The following is a 14,207-nucleotide window of genomic DNA, read 5'->3' on the forward strand; positions in this document are numbered from 1 at the left end:
CATGGCCGGGGCAGGCCCGGCCATGACGAGAGCCTTCATTCCATACCTTCAAGCTCGATGATCATGCCCTCGATCATCCGGAGCCCGATCTGCCAGAAGCCGGGGTCCTTCGCATCGAGACCGAAGGGCGCCAGCAACTCGCCATAAGGCTTGCTGCCGCCGGCCGAGAGCAGCGCGAAATAGCGCTCCTGGAAGCCCTCGGCAGCGTTCTGGTAGACGCCGTAGAGCGAATTCACCAGGCAGTCCCCGAAAGCATAGGCATAGACGTAGAAGGGCGAATGGATGAAGTGCGGGATGTAGCACCAATAGGGCTCGTAGCCGCTCGACAACCGGATCGCCGGGCCCAGGCTCTCTTCCTGCACGCTCATCCAGATTTCGCACAACGCTTCCGGCGTCAGCTCTCCTTCGCGGCGGGCCTCATGGACCTTGCGCTCGAAGGTATAGAAGGCGATCTGGCGCACGACCGTGTTGATCATGTCCTCGACCTTGGCCGCCAGCATCGCCTTGCGCTGCTTCTTGTCATTGGTCGAATCGAGCAGCTTGCGGAAGGTCAGCATCTCCCCGAAGACGCTCGCCGTCTCGGCCAAGGTCAGCGGCGTCGGCGCCATCAGCGCCCCGTTCGGCGCCGCGAGCACCTGATGCACGCCATGGCCGAGCTCATGGGCCAGCGTCATCACGTCGCGCGGCTTGCCCTGATAGTTCAGCAGCACATAGGGATGCGCAGACGGCACGGTCGGATGCGCGAAGGCGCCGGGCGCCTTGCCCGGGCGGGGCGGGGCATCGATCCAGCGCTCGTCGAAAAAGCGCTGCGCGATCGCCGCCATCTCCGGCGAGAAGGCGCCATAGGCGGAGAGCACCGTTTCGCGCGCCTCGGTCCAGGGAATCGTGCGCTGCTCGACCTGCGGCAGCGGCGCGTTGCGGTCCCAGAAATCGAGTTCCTCGCGGCCGAACCACCTGGCCTTCAGGCGGTAATAGCGATGCGACAGGCGCGGATAGGCCTCGCGCACCGCGGCGACGAGGGCGTTGACCACTTCACGTTCGACTCTATTGGCGAGATGGCGGGAATCCGCGACATCCTCGAAGTTCCGCCAGCGGTCGGAAATCTCCTTGTCCTTGGCGAGCGTGTTGGTGATCAGCGCAAAGGTCCGAAGCTCCCTTCGGAACACCGTGCTCAGCGCCTCCGCCGCCTTGCGCCGGACCTCGCCATCGCTGTCCTGCAGCTTGTTCAGCGTGAGTTCCAGCGTCAGCTCCTCGCCGTCGACGGTGAAGCGCAGCGAGGCGATGGTCTCGTCGAAGAGGCGGTTCCAGGCCGCCGCGCCGGTCATCGACTTCTCGTGGAACAGCGCCTCGATCCGGTCGTCGAGCTGATGCGGCTTGTCCTTGGCGAGATCGTCGATCCAGGGCTTCCAGTGCGAGAGCGGCGCCTGGCTCGCGACCTTCGCCAGCAGGTCCGGTTCGATCCGGTTCAGCTCCAGTTCGAAGAACAGCAATTCGGTGATCGCGGCGTTCAACTTGTCCTGCGTGTCGCCATAGAACTTGGCGCGCTGCGGATCGGTGGTGTCGCCGGAATAGACGAGGCCCGCATAGGCGCCGATCCGGCCGAGCAGGTCGCTCAGGCCCTCATAGCTTTTCACCGCGGCAGCCAGCGTCGTGCTGCCATCAGCCGCGGCAGCCAGCTCCGCGAGTTTGCCCCGATAACGGCCGGCCAGCGCCTGCGCCTCGGCAAGCCCCCGCTCCAGATCGCCCTTGAACTCCGGCGACTCGATGCCGGGATAAAGATGGGTCAGGTCCCATTCCGGCAGATCGCCGGTCGCCCTGGCCGACTTGGCCGCCCCCGCTTTGGCCGCGGAACGCAGGACGGTGTCATGAAAACCCATTCGCTCGATACCTCTGCGCACTGAAACGAGCCCCATCCTTAGGCCGGCACGGGCCGGGGGATCAACGGCGGCGGCACGCATCCTTGCCACCGGCCTCGGGCTTAAACCCCGCTTAACCCTTCTCGCCGACCATGCCCCAGAACGGAACAGGTGATTCCGCCTGTGACCAAGATTTCTTTCATGCTGCACGGGCTTTCGAGGTGCCATGACCGACACCGTCCTCATCGTCGATGACGATCCCGTCCAGCGCCGCCTGCTCGACGCTATGCTGAAGCGCTTCGGCTACGATGTCGTCAGCGCCGACAACGGCGAGGCGGCATTGACCTTGCTCGGCGTACCCGAGGGCGAGCGTTTCAGCGCCATCGTCCTCGACCTCAACATGCCCGGCCTCGACGGCATGGGCGTGCTGGCGGCCCTGCGCGAACGCGGAATCGAAATCCCCGTCATCGTCCAGACCGCCAACGGCTCGATCGAGACCGTCGTCTCCGCCATGCGGGCCGGCGCCGTCGATTTCGTGGTGAAGCCCGTCGGCGCCGAGCGCCTGCAGGTCTCACTACGCAATGCGCTGAAGCTCGGTGCGCTCGAACACGAGCTGCGCCATATCAAGCGCCGCGCCTCGAACACGCTGGGCTTCCGCGATCTCGCGACCAAGAGCCCGGACATGGCCCGCGTCGTCCGGTTGGCCGAGCGTGCCGCGAAATCGAACATCCCGATCCTGATCGAGGGCGAGTCGGGCGTCGGCAAGGAGGTGCTGGCGCGCGCGATCCAGGGTTCAAGCGACCGCAAGGGCAAGCCCTTCGTCACCGTGAATTGCGGTGCGATCCCGCACAACCTCGTCGAATCCATCCTGTTCGGCCACGAGAAGGGCGCCTTCACCGGCGCGACCGAGCGCCATCTCGGCAAGTTCGTCGAGGCCAATGGCGGCACGCTCTTCCTCGACGAGGTCGGCGAATTGCCGCTGGACGCCCAGGTCAAGTTGCTGCGCGCCATCCAGGAAGGCGAGGTCGACCCCGTCGGCGGCAAGAAATCGGTGCGCGTCGACATCCGCCTGATCTCGGCTACCAACAAGAGCCTGCTCGACCAGGTGAAGCGCGGCGAATTCCGCGAGGACCTGTATTACCGCCTCAACGTCTTCCCGATCACGCTGCCGCCCTTGCGCCAGCGCCGCGAGGACATCGCCGATCTCGCACGCGGCTTCCTCGCCCGCTTCGCCGCCGAGGAGGGCCGCAAGCTGACCGGCCTCACGGCCGAGTCCGCCGCCCTGATCACCGGCTATGACTGGCCGGGCAATGTCCGCCAGCTCGAGAACGCCGTGTTCCGTGCCGTGGTCCTCGCCGACGGTCCGGAGCTCGACGTCACCGAATTCCCGCAGATCGCCGCGCAGATGGACGGCTACGAGGTTCGCATTCCGCCGGCCCCCGCCCCGCTCGCCCGCCCCGAGACGCAAGGCGAGCCGCCGCCACGCATCATCCAGATGCCGGTGCGCGATCCCAACGCGCTCGACCTCGTCACCGGCTCCGACATGCGCAAGCTCGACGACCTCGAACGCGAGATCATCACCTTCGCGCTCGCGCATTACCGCGGCCACATGTCCGAGGTCTCGCGCAAGCTCGGCATCGGCCGCTCGACGCTCTACCGCAAGCTCAAGGATTACGGGCTGATCGAGAGCGAATCGAACGGCGATGAAACCGACGCGGCATAAGCAGCGACCAATCGAAATGGGGCGGTCTGTTGCACCGCCGCATCTTGTCTCAACCAGCCGAGTCACGCAGGAATGGCGGGGTTCGGCAGCAATCGGGATAGCGACCATGCGTCCTCGCCATTGGGCGAAACTGACCTCGGCATCCGCCCTGGCCATCATCCTGGGATGCCTCCCGCTCCGCGCCGAGACCCCTCTCACCACCGATGCGACGCTCGGCATCCCGCTGCCGGAGCAGCCGGAACTCAGCCTGTCCGATGTCGCGCCGCCGCCCCCCGCCGCGCAGACCGCGACCGCCCCGGCTCATTCCGCCGATGCCGAAATCGTCACCGGCACGGTGATCCCCGGAAACCGCCTGCTGGACCCCGCGAAGCAGGATGCCGCCGCCCCCCTCGACATCACCGAGGAAGCGGTCACGCTCGACATTCCCGCGATCGAGATGCCGGCCGCCGACCCGGCCCTGACCCCCGTCGTCAAATCGCCGGCTCCGACTGAGGCTGCCCCACAGGCCGGGCCGCTGCGCACCGTCGAGCCGCTGGTGCCCATGCCGGACGTGCCGAAGGTCGTCGTCGAATTGCCGCCTGGCTCCGAGTTCTCCGCCGCCATCGCCGCTGCCCTGCCTGAGGCGCTGACGCTGCGTCGCCTCGGCGAGCGCGAGCGCAACGAAATCGTCGCGGCGTATCAGGCCAATGAGAACCGCCCCTTCTGGGTCGGCGCCAAGGGCTGGAACGAGGCCGGCAAGCGCATCGCGACACAGCTCGGCCGCGCCGGCGAGGACGGCCTGCGTCCGAACGACTATGCGCTGCCCGTCTTCGAGGCGAGCGACAGGGCGAAGCTCGCCGAGGCCGATATCCGTCTCTCGGCCATCGCCGTGCTCTATGCCCGCGACGCCCGTGGCGGCCGCCTCAACCCGCGCCAGCTCTCCAAGCTGATCACCCCGACCCTCTACCTGCCCTCGGCGACCGAAGTGCTCTCGGAGCTGGCCGGCGCGGCCGATGCCGGTGCCGTGCTCGCCGCCTACAACCCGCCACATGAGGGCTATCGCCGCCTCAAGGCCAAGCTCGCGGAGATGCGCGAGCATCTCGACGACACGCCGCTGGTGCGCATTCCCGCCGGCCCGCCGCTCAAGCTCGGCATGCGCGACGATCGCGTGCCGCTGGTGCGCGCCCGCCTTGGCCTTGGCCCCAGCGAGGAGCCGGTCTTCGACCGCTCGACCGCGCTGGCCCTGACCGATTTCCAGAAGAAGGCCGGGCTGCCGGCCAACGGCATCCTCAGCGAGCGCACGCTCGCCGCGCTCGGCAAGCCGGCCAGCGCGCGCGGCGAAGAGGACATCATCGCCCAAATGGAGCGCTGGCGCTGGCTGCCGCCCGATCTCGGCACCGACCACATCATGGCCAATGTCCCGGAGATGCGCGTGCGTGTCATCCGCTCCGGCAAGGTCGTGCACGAGACCCGCGCCATCATCGGCAAGCCGGAATCGGCGACGCCCATCTTCTCGCACAAGATGGACCACGTCATCGTCAACCCGTCCTGGTACGTGCCGCCCTCGATCCTGAAGAAGGAATTCCTGCCGGGCCTCGCGGCCGATCCGGAATACGCCGCCAAGCGCGGCTATGTCGTGACCCGCACCAAGGGCGGCGGCATCTCGGTGCGGCAGCCGCCGGGCGAGCGCAACGCGCTCGGCTGGATCAAGTTCATGTTCCCGAACGAGCATGCGGTCTATCTGCACGACACGCCGAATCGCCGCCTTTTCGCCGGCGAGCGCCGCGCGCTCAGCCATGGCTGCGTCCGCGTCGAGAACCCCTTCGCGCTGGCAGACCAGGTGCTCGGCCCGGAATGGTCGCATGAGCGGCTGAAGCGCCTGATCGGCTCGGGCGAGCGCCGCATCAACCTGCCGCAGCCCCTGCCGATCCACCTCGTCTACAACACCATCGTCGTCGGCGACGACGGCCAGATCACCCGCTTCGACGATGTCTACGGCTTCCACCGGCTGGTCCGGCAGGCGCTGGAGCACCAGGGCGGCTGAGGGTCTCTGGGCAGAGGTGCCCTATCTTATGGGCACCTTTTCGCCATGATCCGACTTTAGCCACGTTCGGCAGGAATTTCTTGGCGTGGCGATTGCCGGCTCGCTAACGAGACGTTAACGCTTCTCCGCAACTGTTCGTTCACGTTTATCGCACCGCTTCGGCGGGGGCACCGAGACGGGTCAGACAGATTGGGCAGGACAACCGCCACGCTTGCAGGATGCGCGCCGTCCGGCACAAGGCCGACCGCGCGACAGGCGCTGGCGCTTGGCTTGGCCGTGGTCGCCTCGCTGGTCGGCATCCGCGGCACGCAGGACGCCGCCGCCAATGGCGATACCCGCACCATCACCATCCGGCACATGCACACGAAGGAAGAGACGACCGTCACCTTCAAGCGTGACGGCCGCTACGATTCCGCCGGGCTGGAGAAATTGAACTGGGCGCTGCGCGACTGGCGCACCGACGAGCCGACCCGGATGGACCCGCGGCTCTTCGACGTCGTCTGGGAGGTCCAGCGCCAGCTCGGCTCCGACCAGCCCTTCCACGTCGTCTCCTCCTATCGGGCGCCCGGCACCAACGCGATGCTGCGCCGCCGCTCACGCGCCGTCGCCAAACACAGCCAGCACATGCTCGGCAAGGCGATGGACTTCTATCTGCCGGACGTGCCGACCGCCCGCATCCGCGAGATCGGCATGCGGCTCCAGCGCGGCGGCGTCGGCTTCTACCCGAACGCCCATACCCCCTTCGTCCATCTCGATGTCGGCTCGGTCCGCTCCTGGCCGCGCATGACGCGCGACCAGCTCGTGCGCCTCTTCCCCGACGAGAAGACCGTCCATCTGCCGGCAGACGGCCAGCCGATGGCCGGCTATGAGCTCGCCAAGGCAGAGATCCTGTCGGGCGGCGGCGCGGTCGCCGGCTATGCCACGGCCGAACTCGACGAGGGCGCCGTCATGGCCTCGGGCCGCAAGAGCCTCTGGGCCTCGCTGTTCGGCGGCGACGACGAGGAGGCCGATGCCCGCCCAACCGCACGCGGCCGCCGCGCCGCGCCGCGTCAGCAGCCGGCGGTCATGGCCTATGCCAGCCCCGGCTACAGCGACGGCAATTCGTCCGATGGTGGCCGCTTCGCCGTCGCCATGGCTCCCGCAGCAGAACCTGTGACCCGCTCGCTGACACGCGAGCGCTCCGAGCGCCTGGCGCCGCAGGTCAACGCCGCTCCGCCTCAGCCCGCTCCGGAACCGGCGCCCCAGCCGGCCGTCGCCGCAGCACCGCAGCGCGTGCAGGAAAACCGGCCGCAATTGATCGATGCGCCGTTGCCCCTGGCGCGGCCGCGTGGCCTCTCCGTGCCCGCAGACGACGGCGCACCTGTCCAGATCGCCGCCCTGCCCGCGGCCGGTGGCGCGCTGGCCTTCGCGCCGCAGCCTGACCAGAAGCTGGTGCTGGCCTCTCTGCCGCCGCGCCGCCCCGGCGAAGTGGCCGGCCCGAGCGAGCTCGTCGTCGCCGGCCAGCCCACCAACGCCCCGCTGCCGCCGATGCGGCCGACCGCCCTGGCGGATGCCGCGATCGCCTCGCTGCGCGGCACCGGAGCGCCGGAAGCCCCGCTTGCCCAAGCCGCGGAAGGCCGCCTCGTCACCGCATCACTGCCGCCGGTACGGCCACGCGAGGGCGGCGTAAGCTTCGCGACCGCGACCCAGCGCTCCGTCCCGGTTCCGGAAGAGCCCGAGGATACCGCCGCGCTGGACCGCGGCGGCCTGAACTCCCTGTTCGCCGCCGTCTCCCGCACCGGCAGCACACCCGGCAAGCCGGTGAATGTCGCGACCGCCCGTGCCAAGGCCGCCGGCCCGTCAGGCGCGCCGATTGCCGGCCCGAGCCCGGCCGCGGCGCTCGGCTTTAGCCATGCCGACCCGGTCGATGCCAAGCCTGGCACCTTCTCCGGCCCGGCCGTCCGCCCGCTGCCGACGAACTTCGTCCAGAACTGACGTTCATTCCCGGTCGATCGGCCAGGCCTTGAACACGTCGAGTGCCTCGCAGGCGCGCGCCTGGTCGGCCAAGGCCGGCCAGCGCTCCTCCGGCGCGAATTCCGGGATCACGAAGCGGCAGAAGCCCCAGGCGATGGCGGCCGCGACATCGCTCGGCAGCAATTCCGGCCCGGCCGTCAACTCGCCTTCCTTCGCGGCCGCATCAAGCAGATCGAGCGCGACATGGAGCTGGCTGACGATGCGCTCCTGCCAGGGCGCGTAGCGCTGCGCCTCCGGGCGCTTGCGCTCATATTCGATCGAGACCGCCTTGTCGGCCGCGACGATGCCGATGCCGGTCAGCGCCAGATCACGGCGCCGCGCCACGCCTTCGAGCGGGCGCAGCGAGCGTCCCGCGACATCCTCGAAATGCTGGATGATCAGCAGGGATTCGCTGATGGCGATGCCATCGTCGGTGATCAGCGTCGGCGCCTTGATCAGCGGGTTGATCGCCCGGAATTCCTCCATGTGCCGGAAGACCGAGACCGAGCGATGCTCGAACGGCACCTCCAGCAAGGTCCCCGTGATCGCCGCGCGGCGGACATAGGGGCTATCCAGCATTCCGACGAGCAGCATCGCGACCTCCGTTTCAACGCGGCGGCAGAGTGCCGAATCCCCGCTGCAAAGCCACGCGAATTCGCGTGATGCGCGGGATCACGCCGCTTGATGCTCGGGTTTCGTGACGGGCGTAAGCTGCTCGCTCAATGGCTCATCGAGCCTCAAGCCGCGCTGGTGCGCCTCCATCTGGCAGGGATCCCAATAGGGCGTACCGCCGAAGCGCTCGACCAGAAGGTCGATCAGCACCCGAACCTTGCCGGGCACATAGGCGCCGGGCGGGCGCACGACATAGAGCGCCCGCGTCGGCATCGGATAATCCAGCAGAATCGGCTCGACCGCGCCTGAACGGATCGCGTCCGAAGCGATGAAGGTCGGCAGCACCGTCAGCCCGAGCCCCGCCACAGCCCATGAGAGCAGCGTGTCGCCACTGTCCGAGTGCATCCGGCCGGGGGGCCTGACCGTGATCCAGCGCTTACCGGTCCGGAAAACCCAGTCCTGATCGTTGGTGCCGCTATAGAGCAGGCAGTCATGGTCGTTGAGGTCGGCGGGGATGGCCGGGCGCCCGCGCCGGGCCAGATAGGCCGGGCTGCCGACGACGGTAGCATGGACCGGTGCGATCTTGCGGGCGATCAGGCTGGAATCCTTCAGCGAGCCGATCCGGATCGCCGCATCGAAGCGTTCGCCGATCAGATCGACATAACGATCGCTCGCCTGCACATCGATTTCGAGCCGCGGATACATCTGCGCGAGCTCGCCGAGCAGCGGCGCGACATGCCTGTTGCCGAAGGTCATCGGCATCGCCAGCCGCAAGCGCCCGGCGACGCCGCCAGCCCGCTGCGCCACCGCCTCCCGCGCCTCCTCCAGCTCGGCCAGGATGCGCTCGCTGCGCGCCTTGAACTCGAGCCCGGCTTCGGTCGCTGCGACGCCGCGCGTCGTGCGGCTGAGCAGGCGCGTGCCGAGCTCCTCCTCCAGCCGGCTCACCCGCCGGCTGACGATCGATTTCGCCAGGCCCAGCGTCTGCGCCGCCCGGCCGAAACCGCCCGCCTCGACCACGGCGATGAAGCTTCGGATATCGTCGAGCTCCGCCATCGGTGTTCCCCTAGCAGCAACAGTCTGGTTCCGATTATGGCGGTTCTAGCGCCATTCGTGAACCACTACCTTCCGGGTCATCGAAATCACTCCTGCCAGATAGGAAGTTTTCATCATGGCTACCGTCCTCGTCCTCAACAGCAGCGCGTCGGGCGCCGATTCGGTTTCCCGTCAGCTCGTCCAGGCGACCGTCGCCCGGCTGCGCGCGCAGAATCCCGGCGTTCACGTCGTCGAGCGCGACCTCGACGCCAACCCGATCCCGCATCTGAACGCCGAGACGACGGCGGCCGTTCGCGCCGGCATCAACGGAACCAAGGCGCAGCAGGATGCGCTCGCCCTCTCCAACGCCCTGGTCGAGGAGCTGAAAGCGGCCGACACCATCGTCATCGGCGCGCCGATGTACAATTTCGGCATTCCTTCGACGCTGAAGAGCTGGTTCGACTACGTGCTGCGCGCCGGCATCACCTTCAGCTACAGCGAAGCCGGTCCCGAGGGCCTGCTCAAGAACAAGCGCGCCATCATCGTCGAGAGCCGCGGCGGCCTCTACAGCAGCGGCCCGGCCCAGGCCATGGATTCGCAGGAGCCGCATCTGCGCACCATGCTCGGCTTCGCGGGCATCACCGACGTGACTTTCATCCGCGCCGAGAAGCTGGGCTATGGCCCTGAAGCGCGCGCGGAGGCGATCCGCAACGCCAATGCCGAGCTCGCCCTCGTCGCCTGAGGCACTTGCCAACGAAAAGCCCCGCATCGGGAGACCGATGCGGGGCTTTTTCATGCCTGCGTGGAAATGTGCACCTAGGCATATCTAGAAACGCGCTCTCTGAAAATAAAGAGCTTTTTCCTTCGGCAGGCACTCATATTTTGACACGACCGAATCCATATTCTGGTCATGTTCGCCCTCCCTGCCCCCATAATTTGAAACACATACTTCGGCTGTGACTCGGAGGCCTAAAATCGGGCGTATACTCCCCCTCGCCGAGGAAAATTCCGCGATCGCCACGATTCAGGGCAACCGGTGCTCTCAATTGAGATCTGATTCGTTGGTTGAGCGCCACCTCCGAGGCCAGCGAAGTCGATTTTCGTCCGCGCTTTCGGCTCTTGGACGTCTAGCAAGGTCGCGCGCCGCGTTCTCCTGCGGCTGCGGGCCTCTTATCGGCCGCAGGAATGAGCGGTAGATTCCTGCAGCGCCCTCAATTCAGGAAAATCGGCGCCCTACTTTTCCAGCAAGAATCAGACTTCGAATCCATATTATGTCCCAAATCGAAGCCGTCTTTTGAAACTTGCGTGCGCCCGGCCAATCTCCCTTGGATCACCCCAGCGGATGATGAGCCGAGCTCCGCCTTTGCGCGGATATGAGCCGCGCCGGGCCGGTCTCGCGCAGATGAAGCCCCTGCCTCGCCAGGTCGAGCATCCCGCCCCGTAGGGCGAGAGTGCAGTCAGCCCAGAGACGAGCCTTACTCTGCAAGTTGGAGCATTGATTTTCTGAACATTTCCTCGGTTCAAACCCATTTTATGGTCGAATTCGAAGCCATATTTTGAAACACGGTCGCGCCTATCCGGACCTGGGAGCTGTCATCGTGATCGAGAGTTCGATTGATGAGGCCAAGGCCGACCCACCGAAATTGATCGATCACGCTCTCCAAGGGGTCTGCGTGGTCATAACGCGCAGCGGCGTACCTCCGGTACGCTTGGTACCGATCAACTCACGGGGCAAGCGACGCTTCGGAGCCCTTAAGGGAAAAATCGCCATCGACTGCCGCTTCCACGAGCCGCCACCGGACAGCGAACGCTTGGTCCTCGCATGAAAGTGCCGCCGACGCAGGCGGCCTCGTCACTCAGATCGTGAAACTGTGACACCTGATCGATCAACGGAATTTCGATCTCCAACCCATTTTGTGTCCCGCTTCGGAGCCATAATTTGAAACATGTTTGGCGGTGCACAGCGGGAGGTATCGTGGCGCTTGAGGGATGGGTCGCAATGGCCGCCACCTCGATCTAGCGTGAGAGAAACCTCCAAAAAAGCTGTTACCCCTTCGCTGGCTTGCCCCGCGTGCTCGGCTAGACCTCATTTTCGAGCGCATTCTCGGCCAGCTGTTGAGCCTTTTCTTCTGCCGGCCTAAGCTCCTCATGTCACGAATCCTCCACCCGTCTGGATGCATCTCCAGCCCCACTCTCTGCAGGCGCTTGTGGAGCCTCCCGGCAAGTTCCCGCATGCGCTGCGGCTCACGCCCAATCATGTCGAGGTGGAAGCCGCTCTCCGCTCCCCTATGGTCAAAGCGGCAAGGCTCCTTTTATCCCGGGCCGTTGAGAAGAACGGCCTTGTTCTCACACCTGGCGGACGCATGAAGCGTGCCGATGTCTGGTAAGTCTTCGACCAGACCGAATGGCCAGGCTACGAGAAGTCAGACGTCCTCGCCGCTAATAAGGTCATCAATGAGGGTGATGCCCACGGGGTTACCTTTACGAGGTTCATGCTACAGGCGAGCAGGCTCCTGCAGGAGCGCTCAGGGATTTTGAAGCCGAGTGAAGCAGCCAAGACCTTGCTCGCCCCCGAAGCAGCCCCCGCACTGCTAGCTGAATTGTTTCAAGCGGCGTTCTGGAAAATACGCCTTCAGATGTTCGACGGGATACCCATCGACTCCTGGCCGCAACCCCACATCGGCGTGGTCCTCTGGAGCCTGTCGGTCGCGGCCCATAGCTGGTGCAGCGCGGAAGAACTCACGTCCAATTGCTCTATGGTCGGCATCTTGGGTGAAGATCCCCCCCGCCGACCTACCTGAATACGCAATGGTGGCGCGGGCACTGCGAACATTGACATGGCTGGGCGTCATGGAAAGCCGAAAGCGGGAGGGGACTTGGCCCTGGGCATTGGATGAGGATTTCCGGAAGATGCCGCTATTCGAGCAATTGTTGCGGTTCGAGGTAGAATTGCAGGGAGCTGAAGGGCAGCGGCATTGACGTCAGGATTGTCTTAAGATCCTACGCGTAGCTGCATGCCATCAATGGGCGGCAGGGCTTCCCTTGATCATTCTTGTGAGTTCTTCCGCCATCCTGCGGTCAATCAACCTTTCAATCACGTAGTTCGGTTCCGCGTTTGCAGGGCTATTTTCGACCGCCCGCTTGGGCAACGGCGAAGCAGTAGTCCATGAGCCTCTTTCGGCTGAAGGCGTCGGATCACATTCGATGCATACGCTCGATTTTGCCTCGTTCCTCGACTCCTGCTCTCCGCGGGACAGGGCCAACGCTCGCCTGAGATTTTTCTGCTCGCCGTGATTGCCGGAGCAGCGGTGGATAGCCAGCCCAACCCCCGCCGCCGTAGAGCGAGCCTCGCCAATAGATGGGCAGGTTCGCGCAGCACCCGAGATCAGCCGCTCCAATTTTTTCGACTTCGGCTCAGGCGGCGCGCGGAGAGTGCTGGCGGCCCCGCCTCAGCCAAAGTCCGAAAATCATCGTCCTGGAAAAGCTCCCGAATTCTCGTTTCAAACCCATAAGTTGTCACGGTTCGAATCCAAACCTTGGAAATTAACGCCATTTTCTTTAGCCGGCTGCATCTGCGGGTCCGCTCAATTTTATCCGGAGCCTCAAGGAGCTTTCAGCCAATGCGCCAGTCAGGCTTCCCTCACCACTATCGGCAGCGCACTAGCCCGGCCTATAGGAGCGGCATGCTCAACGGTTCGACCATACGCCCTTCCAAGGGCCGCAATGCAGGAACGCTCCCTGCCGTCGCACCGTTGGTGCAAACGGAGGGCTAGGCGCCCCTCCAAAGCAGCCCGCAGACGACAAGATGCACGGCTCGTCCGTGAGACTTGTGCCCGGCGCTAATCGACCTTCCCCGAGCATGGACCGTTCATCGGGCGCGAGCTCTGCGAACACACTCGCAGGAGGCTCCGATGCGCAAGCTCGGAAATTCACCGGAGACCCTGTCTCCAAATGCAGCCCTGATCGCGGGAGGCATCCGTAATTCGGATCGGTCCTCGCCGTTTTTGCTGCCCGATCAAGATTTCGACGATCTCTGGTACGAGCCGTTGGATTTTGAGATCGATACCGAGCTCGGGCGGAAGCGCCCGGTGCTCGCTATGCAGGAAGACTTTGCCTCTGGTCGCATCCAGGACGCCTGGGTCACCTTCCTACAGTGAATCAGCCTGGCGGGGAGATGAGAGCTCCTGGCCAGGCATTCTTGCGTTCTCTCACCGGAATGACGGGCTCGAATGCAAAGAGCTGAGCGTTCTCCCAAGCCCGATCCACGCTGCCTCTGGCTCCAAACCAGATCATTCGCCACTATGGATATGTCGGCTCCACGATCCTCTCGAAGTCGGCGTGACCATACACTGAGACAGGTTGGGCCTCGCACCTATGCAGCTTCGCATCGCCGTTGCAGTGGCAATTTTCCTCGGCTCGTACCTTCCGCTCAGCATCATCTTGCTGGTTCAAGACCTGCAAACCGAACAGTTCGGTTTATGCGTTTCATCACTATTGGCCCTTGAGCAGTGGCAATGCGCCGATTTGCTGAAGAAACCGTGGCGGTCGCTCCCTGCCGTCGCAATCTGCGCTATCGGCGTGGTCGTGACAGCGGCAGCGTTCAAACTGCTGCCCCGTGGTCACACGGTGAAAGTCGTTGAGAGCAAGCACGTTCCTGCCGACCTGATCAATTATGTGATCCCCTACGTCGTCTCGTTCATGAGCCTGGATTACGAGCAGACATCGAAGATGCTCGGGTTTGTCGTATTCCTCGGGTGGATTTTTTGGATCACGTATAAGGCCGGCCAGATTGCGCTGAACCCACTCCTGACGGTCCTTGGCTGGAAGCTTTACGAGATCAAATACACTTTCATCGGCGGCGAAGTGGTCCATGTTGGGCGAATGCTGTCGAAAACCTCGATAAGCGCGGGCCAGAGCTATCGTCAAAATGGCCTACAGGATGTGATGATCGTCACCGACGAGATCTGAG

The 14,207-nt window shown here is 65.0% G+C and carries 10 protein-coding genes; 7 read left to right on the top strand and 3 right to left on the bottom strand.

Features of this window, described 5'->3' with window-relative positions; genetic code table 11:
- Positions 1-35: 35 nt before the first annotated feature.
- Entirely contained in the window at positions 36-1,877 is a 1,842-nt protein-coding gene (locus NUV79_RS15910; protein WP_257734072.1) for a M3 family oligoendopeptidase, read from the bottom strand.
- 205 nt (positions 1,878-2,082) lie between these two features.
- Between NUV79_RS15910 and NUV79_RS15915 the strand changes: the two genes are divergently transcribed.
- The 3 genes from NUV79_RS15915 (at position 2,083) to NUV79_RS15925 (ending at position 7,576) form a co-directional block, all read left to right on the top strand.
- Positions 2,083-3,579: a sigma-54-dependent transcriptional regulator gene (locus NUV79_RS15915; RefSeq protein ID WP_257734073.1), complete on the top strand. Its 1,497-nt coding sequence runs from the start codon at positions 2,083-2,085 to the stop codon at positions 3,577-3,579.
- A gap of 106 nt (positions 3,580-3,685) precedes the next feature.
- Positions 3,686-5,602: a L,D-transpeptidase family protein gene (locus tag NUV79_RS15920; RefSeq protein ID WP_257734074.1), complete on the top strand. Its 1,917-nt coding sequence runs from the start codon at positions 3,686-3,688 to the stop codon at positions 5,600-5,602.
- Positions 5,603-5,878: 276 nt separating this feature from the next.
- Positions 5,879-7,576 (top strand): peptidoglycan L,D-endopeptidase MepK, encoded by a 1,698-nt coding sequence (locus tag NUV79_RS15925; protein ID WP_374679283.1) that lies wholly within the window; start codon positions 5,879-5,881, stop codon positions 7,574-7,576.
- Between the two features lie 3 nt (positions 7,577-7,579).
- Here NUV79_RS15925 and NUV79_RS15930 read toward each other — a convergent pair whose 3' ends face one another.
- Entirely contained in the window at positions 7,580-8,188 is a 609-nt protein-coding gene (locus NUV79_RS15930; RefSeq protein WP_257734075.1) for a glutathione S-transferase family protein, read from the bottom strand.
- 78 nt (positions 8,189-8,266) lie between these two features.
- Entirely contained in the window at positions 8,267-9,259 is a 993-nt protein-coding gene (locus NUV79_RS15935) for a LysR family transcriptional regulator (RefSeq protein ID WP_257734076.1), read from the bottom strand.
- Between the two features lie 115 nt (positions 9,260-9,374).
- Between NUV79_RS15935 and NUV79_RS15940 the strand changes: the two genes are divergently transcribed.
- The 4 genes from NUV79_RS15940 (at position 9,375) to NUV79_RS15955 (ending at position 14,206) form a co-directional block, all read left to right on the top strand.
- Positions 9,375-9,980 carry an FMN-dependent NADH-azoreductase gene (locus NUV79_RS15940; protein ID WP_257734077.1) on the top strand — a complete coding sequence of 202 codons (606 nt, stop codon included), beginning with the start codon at positions 9,375-9,377 and terminating at the stop codon, positions 9,978-9,980.
- Between the two features lie 1,750 nt (positions 9,981-11,730).
- Complete coding sequence (locus NUV79_RS15945) at positions 11,731-12,039, top strand: hypothetical protein (protein WP_257734078.1); 309 nt, start codon at positions 11,731-11,733, stop codon at positions 12,037-12,039.
- A 1,110-nt stretch (positions 12,040-13,149) separates the two neighbouring features.
- On the top strand, positions 13,150-13,395 hold the full coding sequence (locus NUV79_RS15950) for a hypothetical protein (RefSeq protein ID WP_257734079.1): 246 nt from the start codon (positions 13,150-13,152) through the stop codon (positions 13,393-13,395).
- A 217-nt stretch (positions 13,396-13,612) separates the two neighbouring features.
- The gene (locus tag NUV79_RS15955) at positions 13,613-14,206 is read left to right on the top strand and encodes a hypothetical protein (RefSeq protein ID WP_257734080.1); all 594 of its coding nucleotides are present in this window, start codon (positions 13,613-13,615) and stop codon (positions 14,204-14,206) included.
- Position 14,207: the final 1 nt, after the last annotated feature.

Origin of the sequence: Allobosea sp. 47.2.35 (assembly GCF_024655635.1) — a bacterium.
In the GTDB taxonomy this organism is placed as follows: domain Bacteria; phylum Pseudomonadota; class Alphaproteobacteria; order Rhizobiales; family Beijerinckiaceae; genus Allobosea.